General features: G+C 44.1%; 19 protein-coding genes, 1 pseudogene and 1 other annotated feature. Of the genes and pseudogenes, 5 read left to right on the plus strand and 15 right to left on the minus strand.

What is annotated here, in order from left to right:
• Nucleotides 1-19 precede the first annotated feature (19 nt).
• From FXF62_RS09465 to rpiA, 6 genes are all read right to left on the minus strand, one after another.
• Entirely contained in the window at nucleotides 20-751 is a 732-nt protein-coding gene (locus FXF62_RS09465) for an NAD-dependent protein deacylase (RefSeq protein ID WP_149518536.1), read from the minus strand.
• Nucleotides 744-1,520, minus strand: coding sequence for a hypothetical protein (locus FXF62_RS09470; protein WP_149518537.1), 777 nt, complete (start codon nucleotides 1,518-1,520; stop codon nucleotides 744-746). Before FXF62_RS09470 ends, FXF62_RS09465 begins: the two co-directional genes overlap by 8 nt.
• A gap of 2 nt (nucleotides 1,521-1,522) precedes the next feature.
• Nucleotides 1,523-2,230 carry a purine-nucleoside phosphorylase gene (deoD, locus tag FXF62_RS09475; RefSeq protein ID WP_149518538.1) on the minus strand — a complete coding sequence of 236 codons (708 nt, stop codon included), beginning with the start codon at nucleotides 2,228-2,230 and terminating at the stop codon, nucleotides 1,523-1,525.
• A 226-nt stretch (nucleotides 2,231-2,456) separates the two neighbouring features.
• Nucleotides 2,457-3,269 carry a purine-nucleoside phosphorylase gene (locus FXF62_RS09480; protein WP_149518539.1) on the minus strand — a complete coding sequence of 271 codons (813 nt, stop codon included), beginning with the start codon at nucleotides 3,267-3,269 and terminating at the stop codon, nucleotides 2,457-2,459.
• A gap of 25 nt (nucleotides 3,270-3,294) precedes the next feature.
• Nucleotides 3,295-4,506, minus strand: coding sequence for a phosphopentomutase (locus FXF62_RS09485; RefSeq protein WP_149518540.1), 1,212 nt, complete (start codon nucleotides 4,504-4,506; stop codon nucleotides 3,295-3,297).
• A gap of 13 nt (nucleotides 4,507-4,519) precedes the next feature.
• Nucleotides 4,520-5,197, minus strand: a complete 678-nt coding sequence (gene rpiA, locus FXF62_RS09490) for a ribose-5-phosphate isomerase RpiA (RefSeq protein ID WP_149518541.1) — start codon at nucleotides 5,195-5,197, stop codon at nucleotides 4,520-4,522.
• 226 nt (nucleotides 5,198-5,423) lie between these two features.
• Here rpiA and FXF62_RS09495 point away from each other — a divergent pair, with 226 nt between their 5' ends.
• The 3 genes from FXF62_RS09495 (at nucleotide 5,424) to FXF62_RS09505 (ending at nucleotide 7,742) form a co-directional block, all read left to right on the plus strand.
• On the plus strand, nucleotides 5,424-6,041 hold the full coding sequence (locus FXF62_RS09495; protein WP_187984263.1) for a CD20-like domain-containing protein: 618 nt from the start codon (nucleotides 5,424-5,426) through the stop codon (nucleotides 6,039-6,041).
• Nucleotides 6,042-6,181: 140 nt separating this feature from the next.
• On the plus strand, nucleotides 6,182-7,555 hold the full coding sequence (mnmE, locus tag FXF62_RS09500; RefSeq protein WP_149518542.1) for a tRNA uridine-5-carboxymethylaminomethyl(34) synthesis GTPase MnmE: 1,374 nt from the start codon (nucleotides 6,182-6,184) through the stop codon (nucleotides 7,553-7,555).
• A gap of 1 nt (nucleotide 7,556) precedes the next feature.
• Nucleotides 7,557-7,742, plus strand: a complete 186-nt coding sequence (locus tag FXF62_RS09505; protein WP_149518543.1) for a hypothetical protein — start codon at nucleotides 7,557-7,559, stop codon at nucleotides 7,740-7,742.
• A gap of 107 nt (nucleotides 7,743-7,849) precedes the next feature.
• Here FXF62_RS09505 and FXF62_RS09510 read toward each other — a convergent pair whose 3' ends face one another.
• The 9 genes from FXF62_RS09510 to trpX form a co-directional block, all read right to left on the minus strand.
• Nucleotides 7,850-8,515, minus strand: a complete 666-nt coding sequence (locus FXF62_RS09510) for an ABC transporter ATP-binding protein (protein ID WP_149518544.1) — start codon at nucleotides 8,513-8,515, stop codon at nucleotides 7,850-7,852.
• Nucleotides 8,516-9,577 carry an ABC transporter permease gene (locus tag FXF62_RS09515; protein ID WP_187984264.1) on the minus strand — a complete coding sequence of 354 codons (1,062 nt, stop codon included), beginning with the start codon at nucleotides 9,575-9,577 and terminating at the stop codon, nucleotides 8,516-8,518. It abuts the gene before it with no gap.
• 253 nt (nucleotides 9,578-9,830) lie between these two features.
• The gene (locus tag FXF62_RS09520) at nucleotides 9,831-10,262 is read right to left on the minus strand and encodes an SP_0198 family lipoprotein (protein WP_149518545.1); all 432 of its coding nucleotides are present in this window, start codon (nucleotides 10,260-10,262) and stop codon (nucleotides 9,831-9,833) included.
• Nucleotides 10,263-10,423: 161 nt separating this feature from the next.
• On the minus strand, nucleotides 10,424-10,840 hold the full coding sequence (locus FXF62_RS09525; protein WP_149518546.1) for a YbgA family protein: 417 nt from the start codon (nucleotides 10,838-10,840) through the stop codon (nucleotides 10,424-10,426).
• A 124-nt stretch (nucleotides 10,841-10,964) separates the two neighbouring features.
• A complete protein-coding gene (locus FXF62_RS09530) occupies nucleotides 10,965-11,687 on the minus strand; it encodes a hypothetical protein (protein ID WP_149518547.1) in 723 nt (240 codons plus the stop codon).
• A gap of 113 nt (nucleotides 11,688-11,800) precedes the next feature.
• On the minus strand, nucleotides 11,801-14,206 hold the full coding sequence (gene pheT, locus FXF62_RS09535; protein ID WP_149518554.1) for a phenylalanine--tRNA ligase subunit beta: 2,406 nt from the start codon (nucleotides 14,204-14,206) through the stop codon (nucleotides 11,801-11,803).
• Nucleotides 14,207-14,347: 141 nt separating this feature from the next.
• Nucleotides 14,348-14,860, minus strand: coding sequence for a GNAT family N-acetyltransferase (locus FXF62_RS09540; protein WP_149518548.1), 513 nt, complete (start codon nucleotides 14,858-14,860; stop codon nucleotides 14,348-14,350).
• Between the two features lie 166 nt (nucleotides 14,861-15,026).
• The gene (pheS, locus tag FXF62_RS09545; RefSeq protein WP_149518549.1) at nucleotides 15,027-16,076 is read right to left on the minus strand and encodes a phenylalanine--tRNA ligase subunit alpha; all 1,050 of its coding nucleotides are present in this window, start codon (nucleotides 16,074-16,076) and stop codon (nucleotides 15,027-15,029) included.
• 318 nt (nucleotides 16,077-16,394) lie between these two features.
• Nucleotides 16,395-17,402: a tryptophan ABC transporter substrate-binding protein gene (gene trpX / locus FXF62_RS09550; RefSeq protein WP_149518550.1), complete on the minus strand. Its 1,008-nt coding sequence runs from the start codon at nucleotides 17,400-17,402 to the stop codon at nucleotides 16,395-16,397.
• Nucleotides 17,403-17,526: 124 nt separating this feature from the next.
• Nucleotides 17,527-17,764: a binding site (T-box leader), on the minus strand.
• Nucleotides 17,765-17,935: 171 nt separating this feature from the next.
• Between trpX and fbpA the strand changes: the two genes are divergently transcribed.
• Both fbpA and FXF62_RS09565 read left to right on the plus strand, forming a co-directional pair.
• Nucleotides 17,936-19,591, plus strand: coding sequence for an Rqc2 family fibronectin-binding protein FbpA (gene fbpA, locus FXF62_RS09555; RefSeq protein WP_149518551.1), 1,656 nt, complete (start codon nucleotides 17,936-17,938; stop codon nucleotides 19,589-19,591).
• Nucleotides 19,592-19,778: 187 nt separating this feature from the next.
• A pseudogene (locus tag FXF62_RS09565) lies at nucleotides 19,779-21,059 on the plus strand (ISL3 family transposase).
• Nucleotides 21,060-21,149: the final 90 nt, after the last annotated feature.

A 21,149-nucleotide genomic window follows, 5' to 3' on the forward strand; every position in this document is an offset into this window, starting at 1 on the left:
CTCACATCAGGTGTTCTTTTTATTGTTGTAATTTGCCCAAAACTTCCCCAATCTTACCTTCGATGACGAGGTCAGCTTGCTTGTCCTGTGGAATGCTGGTCTTGTTGATGACGACCAGATGCTTGCCAGTAAAGTACTGGATGAGACTGGCTGCGGGATAGACCACCAAGGAGGTGCCCCCGATGATCAGCAGGTCGGCTTGATGAATGGCCTGCGCAGCTTGCTGGAAAGTCTCCATATCCAAGGGCTCTTCATAGAGGGTCACATCAGGCTTGATCATGCCACCACAATCAGAGCAGTAGGGCACCGTCCCAGGCAGAGCCAGAAAAGCCTCCAAGTCGTAAAAACGCTGACAGCCTTGACAGAAATTTCTATCCGCACTGCCGTGCAACTTGAGGACATTTTTTGAGCCAGCCATTTCGTGCAGACTATCAATATTTTGCGTCACCACAGCCTTGAGCTTGCCGGTCTTCTCCAGATGAGCCAGATAGGCGTGAGCCGCATTAGGCTTGGCATCTGGATAGAGCAGGTATTTCTTGTAAAAGTCGAAAAACTCCTGCGGATAGCGCTCAAACATGGTATGCGAAACCAGCTGTTCTGCCGTGAAATGCCGACCCAGCTTGATACTGTAAATCCCATCCGAACTACGAAAGTCAGGGATATTGGACTCGGTCGAGACACCCGCCCCACCGAAAAAGACGATATTCTTGCTTTGGTCAATCATGTCTTGCAACTGCTGTATTTTATCCATTTTCCTCTCCTATCAATAAAGCTCTAACCAAGCGGTTTGCCTCATCAAAATAAAAATGTTCCCGATCGTAGACAATCCCTGTGAAGCGCGCCAAGTCCACCAAAATATCCATAAAATGCTGGGACGAAAAGCCCGTTGTCCGATACAATTCCGCCTCATCAAAGGGCTTAATCAGATGAGCCAGCGGATTTCGGACTGACTTCTCCAACTCCCGCAGCTGTCTGACCTCTTCCTTGACAGACTCTGGCAGATCCAAATGCAAAATCAACTCTGTCAGACTGGACGAATTGACCGTGCTTTCTGCATGAAAATCCTGCAAGACTGCATAATCTGACTCCCGCATCCGTTCAAACTTCCAGCGATCATAGCTGGCCTCACGAGAATTATGGATAAAGTGGTCAATATCAGGAATTTCCAGCTTGATCAAACGCATGAAAATCCGATAAATCGCTGGACTGACCGCTCGAACAAAGTCAATAATCTGCTCGTTGCGCAGCTTGGCTTCCAAATCATAGAGATAGTTGGCTAGCTGCTCGTCAGCCAAATCGGTATGACAAAAAAGCTGAAAACCGCTTTGCGTCTGCAAGGCAGTCTTCAACTCTTCATCCATGGCTGGCAGAGTATTGAGCTCTCTGCGCTCTGCCAGAATAGCCAATAGGCTGGTTACAATCGAGGAACTTCCCATCAACTTCTGCGCCAGTTTATAGGCATAAGCATAGTCATAACGGGAAATCGCAAAGAGAATTTCCTCTTTTAAATCTAGATTCATGCTTAATTAATCAAGGTTTCCAGACCAACCTTCATCATATCGGTGAAGGTATTTTGACGTTCCTCTGCCGTCGTATCCTCGTCAGGATTGACCAAGCTATCAGAAATGGTCATGATAGCTAGGGCATCTACTTGGTGCTGGGCAGCCAGATAGTAAAGGGCTGCAGCTTCCATTTCGACCGCTTTCACACCCCATTTGCCTAGCTCGATATTTTTCTCAAAATAGTTCGAATAGAAAACATCTGACGACAAAACATTTCCGACATGGGTCGTCATGCCCAAGTCTTTGGCAATATGATAAGCTTTGTCCAGCAAGTCAAAGCTAGCAATCTGCGGAAAATCATACTGAGGCCAGTCATTGCGGATAATGTTTGAGTTGGTCGCAGCCGCTTGAGCTAGAACCAATTCACGAACGTGTACATCCGCATTCAGAGAACCAGCCGTTCCCACACGAATCAGCTTTTTCACACCGTAGTCCACAATCAGCTCACGCGCATAGATGGAAATAGACGGCATTCCCATGCCCGTTCCCATGACAGAAACCCGCTGACCCTTGTAAGTACCAGTGTAGCCAAACATGTTCCGAACTTCGTTAAAGCAAACAGCATCTTCTAGAAAATTCTCCGCAATAAACTTGGCACGAAGCGGATCACCCGGCAAGAGAATTTTATCAGCAATCTCACCTTGTTTAGCAGCAATATGGATAGACATAATTTATGATACAAAGAGCGACAAGAAAACGACTGAAAATTAGGAATCTGACGAGAAATCCTGATTTCTCAGTCAGATTATCTATTTTCCGAGTTTTCCGCTCGTGTTCAAATTTGAACACACGCTCTACCTTTCCTTAGTTTAAATATTTACCAAAGGTCATAGAAAGGTTAGCCCGAGTTCGTTCGAAACTCAGGCTCTCCTCTCTCTATAATTCTTTGTTTTCTTACAATTCAGCAAGAATGGCTTTAAGTAGTCGTTTGAAATCACCTTTGACACGCTCTGTTACTTCAACCACTTCTTCATGGTTGAGTTCTTCTTGGAAACCGGCAGCATGATTGGTAATGCATGAAATTCCGAGGACTTTCAATCCTGAGTGGGCAGCCACGATGACTTCTGGAACAGTAGACATGCCAACTGCATCTGCTCCGAGTGTCTTATAAGCACGGATTTCTGCTGGCGTTTCGTAAGTTGGACCGGTAACACCGATATAGACACCATCATCCAGCTTAATGCCAAGCTTATCAGCGACTTGATGAGCAGTTGCACGGTATTCTGGAGTGTAAGATTTAGACATATCAGGGAAACGTGGACCAAATTCATCCAAGTTTTCACCGATCAAAGGATTTTGACCCGTCATGTTGATATGGTCTGAAATAGCCATCAAAGTACCAGGACCATATCCAATACCACCGGCTGCATTTGTCACAATAACACCTGTCGCACCAAGAGCCTCCATCACGCGCACCGGGAAAGTAACAACTTCGAGAGGATTTCCTTCGTAGAAATGGAAACGACCTTGCAGTGCCAATACTTTGCGCCCTGCCAAATCTCCATAGACTAATTTACCAGCGTGGCCAACAACAGTTGAGCGGCCCCAGTTTGGAATGTCCGCATAGTCAAGACTAACGGCATTTTCAATTTCAGAAGCCAACTCTCCCAAACCAGATCCCAAAATCAGACCAAACTCAGGTTCCGTCATGCCTTTTTCTTTCAGAAAGGCTGCCGTTGCTTTGATTTTCTCAGATAATGTTGTCATAAAATATTTTCCTCACTCTCTATGCTTATACCAATTTGTCCAAGAAGCTTTCACCAATCATGGCCTTGTCGACACCGAAGTTGTCAGCGATGGTTGCTGAAATGTCCGCAAAGTGTCCGACAGGCAAGTGACCGTTCCCCTTGAGGGATTTACCAAAGACTAAGAGCGGAATGTACTCACGAGTATGGTCCGTTCCGGCATAGGTCGGGTCATTACCGTGGTCAGCGGTAATCATGAGCAAGTCGTCTTCCCGCATGTTTTCAATGATTTCTGGCAAGCGAGCGTCAAACTCCTGCAGACAATCACGGTAGCCATGCGGATCTCGACGGTGACCATAAAGAGCATCGAAGTCTACCAAGTTGGTAAATGAGAAGCCATACTTAAAATCCTCAGACTGGATAGCCTTAACCAGATTGTCTACACCATGATTATTGGACTGGTTGTGGCCCATGTCGTGGTTGATACCTGCACCGTTGAAGATGTCGTTAATCTTACCAACTGAGTAAGTATCAATGCCAGCTTCATTGAGCTTGTCCAAAACAGTTGGCTCAAATGGAGAGACTGCATAGTCATGGCGGTTGGCTGTACGAGTGAAGTTGCCTGGCTCACCTACATAAGGACGAGCGATGATCCGTCCTAGAAGCGCAGGGCGTTCCAAGGTAATAGAGCGGGCGAATTCGCAGATACGATAGAGCTCGTCTAAAGGAATAATCTCCTCATGAGCTGCGATTTGAAGCACTGGATCTGCAGAAGTATAGATAATCAATTCGCCAGTTTCCATCTGACGAGGCCCGAAGTCGTCAATAACTGCCGTGCCAGAATAAGGTTTGTTAGTCTCACGAATAACTTTGCGGCCAGAAAATTCTTCAATTTTAGTCAAGATTTCCTCTGGGAAGCCATTCCAGAATGTATCAAAAGGCTCAGTAATGTTCAGACCCATGATTTCCCAGTGGCCTGTCATCGTGTCTTTACCTAAAGAAACTTCTTCTAATTTAGTATAGTAACCACTTGGACTTTCCTCAGCTGGTACAGTTTTCAAGGCTTGCTCACGCTCAATATTGCCCAAGCCTAGCTTAGCCATGTTTGGCACATCTAGACCGACTGCTTTAGAAATATGTCCCAGCGTATCGGAAGCTCCATCTGGCACCCCTGCATTAACAAAATTGTTAGCATCTGGCGCTGCCCCAATGCCGACTGAGTCCATAACGACTAAGTGAATACGATTAAATTTTGACATGAAAACCTCTTTTCTAGTTATCTGTTTCTAAAATGTTCACGCCACCTTGACCAGCGACGATCACCTTGTTGACCATTTTGGTGAAAAGGCCGTGCTCAACAACGCCCACGATATGATCTAATTCTCGGCCAAATTCGACTGGATTCTCGATCACCCCCAGATCCAAATCGATAATGAAATTCTGCATATCCGTGATAAAACGTTGGCCATTTTTTTCACGGAAACTTGGCTTGTAGCCTGCTTGAGCAAAGCGACGGAAAACTTGCTCCGCACCATATTGTACTACTTCGACTGGTAGCTTGAAAGCACCTAGTTTTTGAACCAATTTGCTCTCATCGACCACCCAGATGTAGTCCTTGGTAGGTGTCGCAACAACTTTCTCCATCAGCAGGGCTCCGCCTCCGCCTTTGATGCCGTTGAACTGAGGATCCACTTCATCAGCTCCATCAACGGTCACATCGACCTGATCCACTTCATCAATGGATTTCAGCGGAATGCCCAAGCCTTCTGCTTGCTTGCTGGTCACGCTAGAGGTTGTGACTGCAGTAATCTGCAAGCCTTCCTCTTTGATACGTCGACCAATTTCCTCGACAAAATAGTAAGCAGTCGAACCTGTTCCCAGACCGACCACCATCCCGTCTTCGACAAATTCAGCAGCCTTGATGCCTGCTAGTTTCTTTAGAGTTTCCATAGCACCTCCTCAAATCAACTATGTTTAGTATATCACAATTCTTTGAAATTTGAAAGTGTTTTCAGCTCTTTAAACGGTTCTTCACATTTTAACAGTGCTCCATTTCATGAAAATCTCCTTAAAATCTTGCTCCTAGTTCTATTTTACGCTACAATGAAGATAGGCAAATTACTAAAAGACGTACATATTTCAAGTAGTTAGCTATAGAAAATCTGAGGAGGTTGTTATGATGCAGCAAGAAAATAAAGTTTTAGGTATTTTAGCCATTGTCTTTGGAGCAATCGCTTTACTTGGCTCCTGGATACCAATCATCAATTATCTATCTTTTTTTATCGGTACTATTGCTCTTATCCTTGCTATTATCGGTCTCATTATTAACCAAAAGAAACCGAAAACTTTGGCCATTATTGGCTCTGTCATTTCCTTTTTCTCCTTAATCATCGCACTGGTCACTCTATCATTCTATTCCCGTATGTTCAATGAAATGGGAAAAAGGTTTGATACTCTTTCGAACTCTTATCGTTCCTATATTGATTCGTCAGAAAGAGAAGAAGAAAAGGAAAAAGAAGAAAATACAAAGTCTACATGGACAAAAGCAGAATTTGATGCACTCAAAGAGGGCGATATTTTGAAAAAAGGTGCAGGCGGAACAAATTACGAAGACGTCATTCGCGACCACGGCAAACCAACTGACGAAACCACTTCCACTGTCAGCGGCTCTGAAATAAAAACCATCACCTACTTACCAGGAGGAAGCAAATATCAAGCCGTCATCCTAACTTTTTCAAAAAACGAAGACGGTTCTTTCCTACTGACTAGCAAGATAGGAACAGGTTTAGAATAAACTAAATTCCCTACCCGACAGCTGTTTTTCTTTTATGAATATTGGTAAAATCAAAGAAGAAACTCTAGCCATCATTTGAATGATTTTGGGTGGAGACTTACGTCGAAGGCTTGCAAAATAGATTTTCAGAAAGGATATACATGATAACACGAGAATTTGATACCATCGCTGCGATTTCGACCCCTCTTGGGGAAGGAGCCATCGGTATCGTCAGACTAAGCGGGACTGACAGCTTTGCTATTGCCAAAAAAATCTTTAAAGGCAAGGACCTAGACAAAGTTGCCAGCCACACACTCAACTACGGTCATATCATCGACCCTCAAAATCAGGAGATTCTGGATGAGGTCATGGTCGGGGCTATGCGTTCTCCCAAGACCTTCACGCGCGAGGACATCATCGAGATCAATACCCACGGTGGGATTGCGGTGACCAATGAAATCCTGCAGCTGACTATCCGCGAGGGGGCTAGAATGGCCGAGCCTGGCGAATTTACCAAGCGAGCCTTTCTCAACGGGCGCGTGGATTTGACTCAGGCTGAGGCTGTCATGGACATCATCCGCGCCAAGACCGATAAAGCAATGAACAATGCTGTCAAGCAGTTGGATGGCTCTCTTTCCGACCTTATCAACAGCACCCGTCAGGAAATCCTCAACACACTGGCTCAGGTCGAGGTCAACATTGACTATCCTGAGTACGACGATGTTGAGGAAGCAACGACGGAAATCATTCGTGAAAAAACGCTAGAATTTGAGCAACTTCTGACCCATCTTCTCAAAACTGCACGACGAGGCAAGATTCTGCGCGAAGGAATTTCGACTGCTATCATCGGTCGACCTAATGTTGGCAAATCCAGCCTCCTCAACAATCTTCTGCGTGAGGACAAAGCTATTGTAACCGACATCGAGGGGACAACTCGTGATGTGATTGAGGAGTATGTCAATATCAACGGCGTACCGCTCAAGCTTATTGATACGGCAGGTATTCGCGAGACAGATGATCTGGTAGAGCAGATTGGTGTTGAACGCTCTAGAAAAGCACTGCAGGAAGCTGATCTAGTCCTCCTAGTTCTCAATGCCAGCGAGCCCCTGACCGAGCAAGACCGCCAGTTGCTTGAAATCAGTAAAGACAGCAATCGTATTGTCCTACTTAACAAAACTGACCTCGAAGAAAAGATTGAGCTGAACCAACTGCCTGCTGATGCTATCAAGATTTCCGTCCTCCACAATCAAAATATCGATAAGATCGAGGAGCGAATCAATCAACTCTTCTTTGAGAATGCTGGCATTGTCGAGCAAGATGCCACCTACTTATCCAATGCCCGCCACATTTCCCTCATCGAAAAAGCTGTCGAAAGCCTACAAGCCGTCAACGAGGGGTTGGAATTGGGCATGCCAGTGGATCTTCTCCAAGTCGATTTGACTCGCACCTGGGAAATCCTCGGAGAAATCACAGGTGATGCCGCACCAGACGAACTCATCACCCAGCTCTTCAGCCAGTTTTGTTTAGGGAAATGATATGGGCATCACAGAATTCATCAAAGAAAAAAATCTAGGCGAATATCTAGAAAGTCGAAAGAATGAGCAAGTCAGAGATACCATCCAAAAACGCAGCTGGAAGGAGGCCTTCCTCAACAAAGCCCACACCACAAAAATAAATCCTGAAAATTACGAAAAAGCGAAGAAAAAGAAGCACGGTTCTTGAAAAATAGAACCGTGTTTGTTTGTCTATTCAATCTAGCTGAGAATTCGCCTGATCATGAATCATGGTACTCTCCTTATCCCAAACTATTTTTCTGTTTGGGCACATCTTCATCGGACTTGAGTCAGCACTCCGTCTTGCATTTCATAGACCTTGTCAACCTCGTCCAGTAGGCGGGTATCATGGGTAATCATGACCACGCTCTTATTGAATTTCTGTGTTACTTCTTTGAGCAGATGAACCACGCGCTTAGCCCGCTCCGTATCCAGACTAGCTGTCGGCTCATCAGCCAAGATAATATCTGGGCTATTGTAAAGCGCTCTGGCGATAGCAGCTCTCTGCCGTTCTCCGCCGGACAATTCTTTGGGATACTGCTTAAGCGTGTCTTTTAGATCTAGTAGCTCAATCAGACTGTCCAGATTTGTTCTTTCCTTTTTAGATAAGCGGTCAATCAGCTGAAACTGGTCTTCGATTTTCAGAAAAGGTATGAGATTGGAGGCCTGCAAAATAAAGCCGAAATCATTGAAACGCAGGGCTGCCCGTTCCTTTTCCTTGAGCTGGGAGGTATCTTTCCCATGCAGGAGAATCTGTCCTTTTGAAGGCGTTTGTAAATGGCCCAGCAAGGTCAGAAAGGTTGTTTTCCCCGATCCTGACGGCCCAATAATAGCTACAAACTGCCCTGCTTCCAGTTGGAAATCAGTTGGCTTCAGGGCTTGAACCAGCGTATGCCCCTGACCATATTCTTTCGTAACCCCTTTTAGTTCTATGATTGACATTTACTCACCTCCGATCGCTGTGATAGGGTCAATTTTCAGAACCCGATGAATGGACAAAAGTCCGCCAGCCAGTGACATGAAAACAATCAGCACAATCAATCCAGCATAAGCTCGCCAGTCACTATAAAAAGGCATAGAAGCTGGCAAGACTAGCTGAGTTCCCAAGAGAGCCAAGACAGCTAAGCTGATTCCCAGAGTGGACAGGATGAAAATCTGCCAAAAAATAGAAGCAATAATCTTCCCACTGGCAATCCCTTGGGCGCGCATAATACCGTAAAGATGCGTCTTTTGGATGGTAATGATGTACATAAAAATTCCCAATACCAAAAATGTAATCAGGACCATGGCCCCAATCATAAAGGAAAAAGTCAGTACCTGAGGCTGATAGCCAGGGATATTTTCTATAAAATCACTCATAGAGAGCTGACTAAGTCCAGCTTCTTCAATCTTCTGACCATCCTTGACCACAAGTGCACTGATATTCTTAACCTGACTTGAGCCGTACTTTAATTCCCTGAAATCTTCCAGCGCCATAAAGAGAACTGGCTGAGTTAAGAAGCTGTTATCCTCTGTGAAACCAACAACCTGATAGAGGCGCTCACTGCCATTGAGCTGGAGCTGCTCGCCCAATTTCACACCTTTTTGCTGGAGACGCTTATCCGCAATGACTTCATGAGCAGTTTCAGCAGGACGTCCCTCAATAATATCAGGCGCCAGAAAACTATCCCAAGAGAGACCAAAAACTTGAGCATTGATTTTATCAGTCCCATCTTCATAATTGGCCACTGCTGACGTCTGTCCCAAAGCCGCAATTGAGTCCCCTTGAAACAAGCTACTATACTCCTCTTCCTTGATAGTCGAAGCAACCAGATTCTTATTTGCGTACTCCGACAAGACAATTGACTCAGCCTGCCATTGGTCCAGAGCCAAGCGATTGAGCCTAGCCAAACCGACAGAAAGACTAGACAAAAAGAAAACCATATAGGTAATGAGAAAGACCACAGAAACCACTAAACGATAGCGTCCACGGCTGTAGATAATCTCTTTAAAAGCTAAAAACAAAGCTGTCCTCCTTTAAGATATTAAAGATCATTATATCATAAAGAAGCAAGCTAGAAAAACATATGAGACTAATGGTAACTAGATTCACAGGAAAATCACTAAGTCGTATAGCGATTCCCTAAGTAAGAAACATTCCTTAAAAGAAATTCATAAAATAAAAAGAAACAAGGGCTTCAGTTCATATACCGAAACCTTTCTTGTTTCTTTTTCTCTACGCTTCGCACACTCTTTTTCTGAGCAGATTGGGAGATGCTTACTGCTTGGTAAAGGTCAGAGTGTCTGGACCATCATCTAGTTCATCCACAATTAGCTGATTGCCATTTTGTCGGTAACTTTTGACATCGTCACCGACAATTAGTCTTTGGTTCGCTGCATCTACTTGTACCTGTTTGATTTCCTTACTGCCATCGACCTCGATCTCAGTCCAAGTACCAGTCGAACCATTGATTTCTAGGACATGCTGGTCTCCATCATGGTCAGTTGCTTGGTAGCGTCCGTTTAGATTGCTGGTCTGACCTGCATTGGATGAAGAAGTCTGTTCTTGCGCAGGCTGTGATGTTTGGCTTTGGGTATTTTGTGATGAGTTAGCATTTCCTCCCTGATTAGCATTGCTTGAGCAAGCAGCCAGTGAAACTGCTGCTGTCAGAGATAGAATGCCGATAAAGGCCTTTTTTGAAATAGTCATATTGCTTTCTCCTTTTTCTACATTTGTAGTTTATAATTATATTCTACAATTGTCTGTTTTGTTTGTCAATCATATAGCATTTTTTTATCTAAAAATAGAAAATTCTCCAGCCAAACTTGACTGGAGATGTAGAATTTCTTGCTTCTTCTAGAGGATCAAAGTTAGTCATCCTTGATGGACGAGCCTTCTGCATCATCCCCAAATATCAAGGTCGACTGTTGCAAATAGAGATTGGGGTACTTTCTAAGCAAATCTTTCACAGCTTCTACCAAAACCTCCTGCTTCACCTGACCTACTTGGTATCGCTCTAAAAGAAGCATAAAATTTTCTTTTTCAGTCGTGCTGGCTTTTTTCTTAAAATAGCCCCAGATATGCTGAAAGGCATTGCAGACCTGACCGCGATTTTCAGGAAGTGCTATCGCTTGGTCAATCAAGTCTTGGACATGTGCTGCTTCCACCGAGTCACTTTTTAGATATTGGCGGATTTCCAGATATATCTTACTGGAATAACTGAGAACCAGATATTTATTTCTAGCCCAAAGAGTCTGACATTGGGAAATTTGGTTCAAATTTTCCATAATTACTTTTCCTTCTAATCTTCACTTTCGAATTCTTCCAGAACCATCTACAACATTGTTTGTTCCCAGTAATAAAGTTAGCGAGACAAAAAGCGAGTTGATTCATCGACTACTAATCTTTCTCTTACTCTGGAAAGATCCATTCGATATGCGGAGCTCGTTTACTAATTTCTTTATAAATCGTATTGAAATCAGCATCAACAAGATCATTCAAGTCAATCTCTTCCAATGTTTTTCCTTCTTCGTCTTTAAAATAAAGTATACGATAAGTTGATCTCGAATTTTTAGAATAAGCACGTCTAATTTCATACTCGATTTGCTTAATATTTGTTAAATCAATGTGGTTTATATCTTGGAAAACAGAGGGTTTAACATCAATCTTATCATCAGAAATAGTAAAAGCTGCAGGCTCATGAGCTTTCTTATAAGCCGAAACACCTAAAATAGTAACTATAATACCTGCACCAATTAGAATTGGACCCACATATTCATTATTTTGATTGAGAATTTCTTGCTCAGATTCCTTTTCTCTTCGGATAGAAGCTTGTTCGGACTCTAATTGTTTATTATAGGTCTCTACAAAAGCTTGCAGTCTTTTTTGCTCTTCTTCTGGTGTTTCATTCTCAGGTGCAAAATCCGAATTAACCAAGGTTTTGGCTTTTTCAATAGTCATCGGGCTTTCATTCAACCTTGCTTCTTTTCGTTCAGATTCTAGCTGTTCCAAGCTATCACTATGGTTCCTACCACTACTATTTGGTGATTGCATTACCCCAATGAATATGAAGGCTCCAATAATAACAATAATAATAGCTACAATTTCAGCTGCATAACTTCTTTTATATTCCATTAAAATATTCTTTCTGTAAAATCTTTATGGGACTAGAATACCATAAATCACGACTTTTATAAAGCTCTTTTATAGCCAAAAGCAGCCCAAAGGACTGCTTCTCTCTGTATATACTAGCGCACTTCTGCGCCGACATTTTCTTCCAAGGATTTTTGGATTTTTTCCATGTATTTAGCCACTTCATCATCGGTTAGACTGTCTTCTGGATTTTGGAAGGTCAGTGTGTAGGCCATAGACTTGAGGCCAACACCCAGCTTTTCACCAGAGAAGATATCGAAGAGCTTGATATCCGTCAAACGTTTCACTCCGGCAGCTTGAATCGCTTCAACCACCTGTCTGTGGCTGATTTCTGCTTTGAGCAAGAGTGCCACATCGCGAGTAACAGCTGGGAATTTGGTGATTTCTACAAAAGGCTGTTCTGGCTCAAGACTCGCCTCAATAGCCGTCAGATTGAGCTCCGCCACATAGGTTTCTGGGATGTCATAAGCCTTGGCCGTCACTGGATGAACCTGCCCAACATAGCCCACTGGTTGACCTTTGATCGAAATCAGCGCTGTCCGGCCTGGGTGCAGACTCTTGAGCTGGTCAGTTGCTTGATAATCAGCTTCTAATCCCAAGCGGTCAAAGAGTGCTTCAACCACACCCTTAGCGTAGAAGAAGTCCACAGGAGTCGCTGGCGTTTGGAAATCCTTTTCACTTACCAAGCCAGTTAAAGCAAAGGCAAAGCTATTGATTTCATTAGGCAATTCTTCCTTCGGATTGCCTGTTTGTTCAAAGATTTTCCCAATTTCATAAAGGGCTAAATCCTTATTTTTACGAGCAACATTGTAGCTGACAGTATCCAACATACCTGAGAGCATATTTTGGCGAAGAACACTGCGCTCCCTTGTCATAGGCCACATAAGCTCCGTCAGATTTGTAGGATTGAGCGTAAATTCGACAGCTTTTTCTGGCGTGGTCAAGGCATAGGAAATAATCTCTGTCAGACCTGCTCCTTCAGCCACCGTCCGAACCTTGCGACGTAGCTTCTGAGTGGCCGTCAATTCGCCAGCCGTTCCAGCATCTTGAGGTAGGGAAACTGGCAGGCGGTCGTAGCCATAAATACGAGCAATTTCCTCGTAAAGATCTGCTGGAATACTAATATCCCAACGACGAGCAGGCACGCTGACTGTGAAGAAGTCCGCAGAACCGCTGAGGCCAAAACCTAGACGACGGAAAATATCTTCAATATCCGCATAAGTCAAATCTGTTCCCAGAACTCGGTTGACATCAGAAAGGCTAGTCGAAACCTGCTTGTCAGCCGTATCTAACCGTCCTGCTTGGACAATGCCGGCATGAACATTAGCACCAGCTAAGTTAGCAATCATGCTTGCCGCAGCATCTAGAGCTTCGGTTACTGTTGCAAGGTTAATCCCTTTTTCAAAGCGTGAAGAAGACTCAGAACGCAAGCCCAGACGGCTGCTTGTCTTACGGATTGACTTGCCATTGAAGACAGCTGCTTCCAGAACGACACGAGTCGACTTGTCAGAGATTTCGGTTGCCGCTCCGCCCATGACACCAGCCAAAGCCACTGGCTTATTTGCCACAGTGATAACTAAATCACCGACTTCCAGTTCACGCTCTTCGCCGTCCAGCGTCACCAGTTTTTCACCAGCACGCGCTTCCCGCACGACAATCTGGTCACCCTCAAATGTGTCCAAATCAAAGGCATGCATTGGCTGACCAAAGTAGAGCAGGATGTAGTTAGTCACGTCTACTACATTGTTAATCGGACGGATTCCTTCGTTCATGAGGAGATTTTGCAGCCACTGAGGACTCGGAGCAATGGTCACATTGTCCAAAATGCGAGCGGCATAAAACAGCGCTTTTTCGCTCTCAATGGCAACAGACAAGCTAGCCGCAGCCTCTTTATCCCCTTCAGTCAAAGGAAATTCTTTGAAATGAACAGGCTTATCGTAGATAGCTGCTACTTCGTGTGCTACCCCACGCATAGACAGAGCATCAGCCCGATTAGGCGTGATAGAAAACTCAATAATCTCATCATCCAGGTCTAGATAAGGGAAAACCTCATCTCCTGGTACAGCACTATCTGGCAAAATTTGGATGCCATCCGCGAATTCCTTTGGCACGACAGAATCCGAAATGCCCAGCTCGCCCAAGGAACAAATCATACCCAGTGACTCTAGCCCACGAATTTTTCCTTTTTTAATCTTATAATTATCCGCAATACGAGCACCCGGCAAGGCCACCATAACTTTGATACCTGCGCGAACATTCGGTGCGCCACAGACAATCTGGCGAGGCTCTTCTTCACCGACATTGACCTGACAGAGGTGCAGGTGAGTTTCAGGTACATCCTCGCAGCTTAAAACTTCTCCGACAACAATTTTCGAAAGACCTTCAGCTGGCGAGCTGACTCCTTCTACTTCAATACCAGTTGTGGACATTTTCTCCGCCAGCTCGGCGCTTGTCACATCCAAATCAACCAGTTCTTTTAACCATTTATAACTAACTAACATATTGATGATTTTACGACCGACCAAAACTAACTTTGATTTCATAGACAAAGCCAGTCCGTTCTATCTTCGGTCGTATTTGATTCCTCTCTATAAATTTCTGTTTTTACTAAAAACCCAATAAGCAGCGATACTATCGTCTTTTTAGTTTAATTTCTTCCTTAAAAGCCAGTCAATATCGACTGTGTCACCAGTGATATATTCATGCTGGCTAAATCTTTCAAAGCCATATTTAAAATAAAAGTTCTGCGCCTTGAAATTTCTTTCCCAAACGCCTAGCCAAGCCCAGCTAAAACCACGTTTTTGGGCTTCTTCTAGGGCAAATTCAAACATTTCCTTGCCCAAGCCGAGACCCTGATGGGAGGCAAGCACATAAATCCGTTGAATTTCAAAGGAATCTTCCAACTCCTGCTCTGTCTGAGCCTGACCCCAGTTACACTTGAGAAAACCAACGATTTTTTCTTCCTTGTCCAGTACAAAATAATGCTCAGACTCAGGATTTGACAACTCCAACTCCAGCCTTTCACGCGCCAGCTCATGGGCAAAATAATGCTCCAAGTCTTCCTGCTTGATGAAAGGGCCAAAAGTTTCTTGGTAGGTCTGCACTTCCAACTCCCGTAAAATATCCAGATCCTCTGGCCGAACTTTAACTAACATAGGGCACTCCTTTCCCAGAAGCGGCTGAGAGTAAGCTTCCCAGCTAAAATTGTCTCATAAGCAAGTAAACTGATGGGCATCTTTGCTACGCATTTCAAGTCCACAAACATTGCTAATCAGGCTTGTCGTGATGGGATTGTTCAAATCAAATCCTAGTTTATGCTTCTTACTTAAACTGCTGAGAAAAACGAATATCTCCTTGGTAGAATCCACGAATGTCGTTGATACCGTAGCGGAGCATAGCTACCCGCTCTTGGCCGAGACCAAAGGCAAATCCAGAGTATTTCTCTGCATCAATGCCGCTCATTTCCAACACGCGCGGATGCACCATACCAGCTCCCATAATCTCAATCCAGCCGGTCTTCTTGCAGACATTACATCCGGCACCACCACACTTAAAGCAGGAAACATCCACTTCAACAGATGGTTCAGTGAATGGGAAGTAAGATGGACGCAGACGGATACTGCGATCTTGGCCGAACATCTTCTGGACAATCAACTGCAGCGTTCCTTGCAAGTTTGCCATGGAAATATTTTCTCCAACCACCAAGCCTTCAATCTGATGAAACTGGTGAGAGTGAGTCGCATCATCGGTATCCCGGCGGAAAACGCGCCCTGGTGAGATCATCTTGAGCGGTCCCTTAGAAAAGTCATGGGCGTCCATAGCTCGCGCCTGCACTGGACTGGTGTGGGTTCTGAGCAGAATCTCCTCTGTAATGTAGAAAGTATCCTGCATATCCCGTGCTGGATGGTCCTTGGGCAGATTCATCCGCTCAAAGTTGTAATAGTCCTTTTCCACTTCAAAGCCGTCCACGACCTGATAGCCCATCCCGATAAAGATATCTTCAATTTCTTCACTAGTTTGGCTAAGAATATGACGGTTCCCAACCGGAATTTTACGGCCTGGCAGGGTCACATCCAAGGATTCCTCAGCCAGTTTCAGAGCTACTAATTGCTCTTCCATCTCTTGAGCAGTCTTTTCAAAGGCTGCTGTCAGAATATCACGCGCTTCATTGACATGCTTCCCGATAATCGGCCGCATTTCAGCTGAAATATCCTTCATCCCTTTTAGGACTTCAGTCAGCGAACCCTTCTTACCCAAGACTGCTACACGCAAGTCCTGCAGTTCCTTTTGATTCTCAGCCTTGAGCTGCTTGAGAGAAGCTAGAGTCTCTTCACGCAGGCTTTTCAGTTGTTCTTCAATCGTTTTCGTCATTTTCCCTCCAAAATAAAAAGCGCGCCAATCTCCATAAGCGGAGCGTTGACACGCGGTACCATCCGTTTTTTATCTGGCAAGCCAGACCTTACTTATCAATCCTAGAGCAAGTGAATTCGCCTAGCTTTCATCTAGAGAGCTTTCAGTCGATGGCTCCCCTCCCTGTTAAACTTCCCCTAGGTTACTGGTCTTGCGGATTGCTATTCAGTTATATTTCATTCTAACAGATTTCTAAACATTTCGCAAGCTCAGTTAAAGGTTTTACAAGAAGAGACTATTGAGAAAAAGAAGCCTGTGAAACAACAGACTTCCTTCTTTCTATTTAATCACTTGTCCTGCTTCTTTCAAAACATCTTCTGGTACAGTAATGCCAAGTTCTTTGGCATTTTTGGTATTGATAACAGATTTACCTGTATCGAAAATATCTACTGCAGTATCAGCAGGTTTGGCACCTTTAAGGACTTTAGCTGCCATTTTACCAGTCGCAACACCTAGGTCATACTGGTCTACAACGACAGAGGCAAGGCCTCCTTCTTCCACCATGGCTGTCGCACTTGGATAAATCGGTTTCTTAGCTTCTTTATTGCTGGACACAACTGTCGCAAAAGCTGAAGCAATGGTATTGTCAATTGGAATCCAGATAGCATCAACCTTGCCAGTCATGACATTCATGGTTGAAGCAATTTCATTGGTTGAAGGAACAGAGTATTCCTCTACCTTGTAGCCTGCCTCTTCAGCCAATTTTTTGAACTCTTCCACCTGAGCTTTGGAGTTGTCTTCGCTGCTAGAGTAGAGCGCACCGATAGTTTTTACATCTGGAGTCAATTTTTTAATCAGATCTAGCTGTTGCTTGGCTGGATTGCGGTCAGAGACACCCGTGATATTGCCACCTGGCTTGTCCAGATTTTTCACTAGATTTGCTCCAACTGGATCTGTGATAGCTCCCATGACAATAGGCTTGTCCTTAGTAGCTGCAGCCAGTCCTTGAGCAGACGGAGTCGCAATCCCAATCAGCACATCGTTGTCATTGGAAACCAGCTGCTTACTCATAGTAGAGACCTTACTCTGATCGCCCTCAGCATTCATAAAGTCAATCTTGATCTTATCGCCCTTATAGCCTTCCTCAGCTAGACCATCTTGAATTCCCTTGTAAATCAAATCAAGCGAAGGGTGGCTGACATACTGCAAGACACCAACCTTGACTGTCTTACTCTCGTCGCCGGTATTAGTAGCATTGCTCTTGCTGCTCAAGCTGGAATAAGCCATCCCACCGATTACCAAAACAGCCAGAAGGCCTAAAATAGTCATTAAACGTTTATTTTTCATGTTCTTTCTCCATTTCTTTATTTCATTTTTTTGCTATTCAATCCCTAGGGACGCCATCGTTTAAACATGGGCAATTCTCCTTATTTTTATAATAAGCAACAAAAAACCTCACACAGGTATTCTGTGTGAGGGCGTAAATCGCGGTGCCACCTCAATTATGGAAAAATAGCTAGTCTTTCTCCATATCTCTGTCTTGTCATCAAACAAGCTGCACTGTAAGGTGTGCCTACCGAATTCTTATTGTTTCAAATTCATATTTATCAATTAGCCCAATTTCGTAAAGATTTGCTGCTCATTTCCACCAACCACAAGCTCGCTAAAAACAAATGCATCTACTACTTTTCTAATTTCCTATATTGTAAATTTTTCCTGAAGGGATGTCAAGGCTTTTTTGAAAATTTTTATAAAATGTTCGTTTTTTGTTTATATCGATAATCATTAACAAAAAATAAATTTCTTTTTGATGAGACTTTAGAAGCTTTTGACTTGGTTTTTTGTTATAATTTTCTTTAGCAACTTTCAAGGAGAAAAGCATGTCTTTCGACGGATTTTTTTTACACCACATGACAGAGGAGCTCCGCCGCGAATTGCTAGGCGGCCGTATTCAGAAGATTAATCAGCCCTTTGAACAGGAGCTGGTTTTACAGATTCGCAGCAATCGCAAAAGTCACAAGCTGCTCCTGTCAGCCCACTCGGTCTTTGGGCGCGTCCAGCTGACAGAGACTACTTTTGAAAATCCAGCTGTTCCCAATACCTTTATCATGGTCATGCGCAAATACCTGCAGGGCGCTGTTATTGAAGCGATTCAGCAAGTGGAGAATGACCGAATTTTGGAAATCAGCGTCTCCAATAAGAACGAAATCGGCGATAGCGTGGCTGTGACTCTGGTCATCGAAATCATGGGCAAGCACAGCAATATCATTCTTCTGGACAAAGCTAGCGGTAAGATTATTGAAGCCATTAAACACGTCGGATTTTCGCAAAATAGCTATCGAACTATCCTGCCGGGCTCAACTTATGTCGCACCGCCTCAGACTGGCAGTCTCAACCCTTTCACTGTGGGTGATGAAAAGCTCTTCCAAATCCTACAGACAGAGGATATCGAGCCCAAACGCCTGCAGCAAATGTTTCAGGGCTTGGGTCGGGATACAGCTACTGAACTCAGTGGCCGTCTGATAGCTGACAAGCTCAAAACTTTCCGAGCCTTCTTTTCCAGTCCGACTCAGCCAAGCCTGACCGAAAAATCCTTCTCTGCTCTGCTATTTTCCGACAGCAAGACCCAAATGTCCACGCTATCCGAGCTTTTAGACACTTTCTACAAGGACAAGGCTGAGCGCGATCGGGTCAACCAGCAGGCCAGCGAGCTCATCCGCCGAGTAGAAAATGAGTTGGAAAAGAACCGTAAAAAGCTGGGCAAGCAAGAGGTGGAGATCCTAGCAACGGAAAATGCAGAAGAATTCCGTCAAAAAGGGGAACTCTTGACCACCTTCCTCCATCAGGTGCCCAACGATCAGGATCAGGTAGAGCTGGACAATTACTACACGGGTGAGAAGATTATCATCACACTCGACAAGGCCCTGACCCCCAATCAAAATGCCCAGCGCTATTTCAAACGCTACCAGAAACTCAAGGAAGCTGTCAAACACCTGACCAGCTTGATTGAGGAGACACGGAATACTATTCTCTACCTAGAGAGCGTGGAAACAGCCCTTGCTCAGGCCAGCCTGACTGAAATTGCGGAAATTCGCGAAGAACTCATCCAGACTGGCTTTATCCGCCGACGCCAGAGAGAGAAAATCCAAAAAAGGCAGAAACCAGAGAAATATTTGGCAACAGATGGCCAAACCATTATCCTGGTCGGCCGCAACAATCTACAAAATGATGAGCTGACTTTCAAGATGGCTAAGAAGGACGAGCTTTGGTTCCACGCCAAGGATATTCCAGGCAGTCATGTGGTCATCACAGGCAATCTTCAGCCTAGCGATGAAGTTAAGACGGATGCTGCCGAGCTAGCAGCCTACTTTTCCAAGGCCAGACTCTCCAATCTGGTCCAAGTGGACATGATTGAGGCTAAAAAGCTCAACAAACCAACTGGTGGCAAGCCTGGATTTGTCACCTATACAGGTCAGAAAACCTTGCGCGTCACACCAGATGAAGAAAAGATTAGAAGCATGAAAATGTATTTCTAAAATATGGATTTGGCGGATATTGAACAACAAAAAGGAGCCTAGGCTCCTCAAACTTACTAAATTAAAAGGCTCTATAATTTCTGTAGTGGGTAAAATCACTGTAGGAATTATGGAGCTTCTTTTGTTGAAAAAAAGTCCCATAAGACCTATAATGAAAAGCGACCAAACCATCATTAGAAAGAATCTTATGGAACAGTTCAATTTTATCACAAACTTACTCGGAATTAAAGACAAGAACATCATAATCTTGGATGTTCTAGATGCTGGTACACATAAAGAAGTCATCGCTAAGCTAGATTATCCTGCTCCTAAATGTCCTTACTGTCAAGGACAAATGGCTAAATATGACTTCCAGAAAGAATCTAAAATCCCCTATCTAGGGTGTGCGGGATACAAAACCCTGATTCGCTTAAAGAAACGACGTTTCCGCTGTCAAGATTGCGGAAAAACAGCTGTCGCAGAAACGTCCTTAGTCAAGAAGAATCACCAAATCGCAACCATCGTCAACCAGAAAATCGCTCAAAAACTGATGGAGAGGCTTTCTATGACCGACATCGCTGAAAGCTTAGCTGTTTCCACGTCCACAGTTATTCGAAAACTAAAGGAGTTTAAATTTAAGGCAGATCTCAACTATCTTCCAACTCACATGTCTTGGGAGTGAAACAGTCTGGGGAGAGACTGTTTCAGCTGGCTTCAAGAAAGGAAAGATGAGCTTCATTGCACAGGATTTTGATTCCAGAAAAATCGTAGCTATCTTAGATGGACGGACCCAAGCAACGATTCGCAATCACTTTCTGCGCTATTCCAGACAGGTCCGAAACCGCGTTAAAGTCATTACAATGGATATGTTTAGTCCCTACTACGACATCGCCAGACAACTCTTCCCTTCTGCGAAAATCGTTCTGGATCGTTTTCACATTGTACAACACCTGAGCCGGGCTATGAACCGTCTTCGCATCCAAATCATGAATCAATTGGATCGAAAATCGCACGAGTACAGGGCGATCAAACGCTACTGGAAACTGATCCAACAAGACAGCCGTAAACTCAGCGATAAACGATTTTATCGCCCTACTTTTCGCATGCATTTGACCAACAAAGAGATTCTGGAAAAGCTGCTCTCTTACTCTCAAGAACTCAGAGAACACTATGATCTCTATCAACTCTTACTCTCTCATTTTCAAGAGAAACAAGCTGAACATTTCTTTGGACTCATTGAAGATACAATTTCTTGTATAAATCCTATCTTTCAGACTGTTTTTAAGACTTTTTGAAAGAGAGGGACAAGATTATCAATGCTTTGGAACTTCCTTACTCAAATGCTAAGCTAGAGGCCACTAACAACCTTATCAAGGTTATCAAGCGCAACGCTTTTGGCTTTCGGAACTTTGACAACTTTAAAACTAGAATTCTCATCGCTTTGAATATCAAAAAGGAGAGAACCAATTCGGTTCTCTCCAGAGTATGACTTTTCGTTAACCCACTACAGTTGACAAACATACTAAGATTAGTAGTGAAGAAATCTCCGACGGGAGAGAGTACTCACTACTTTTTCTTT

The sequence above is a fragment of the Streptococcus cristatus genome (assembly GCF_008369405.1).
Classification (GTDB): domain Bacteria; phylum Bacillota; class Bacilli; order Lactobacillales; family Streptococcaceae; genus Streptococcus; species Streptococcus cristatus_G.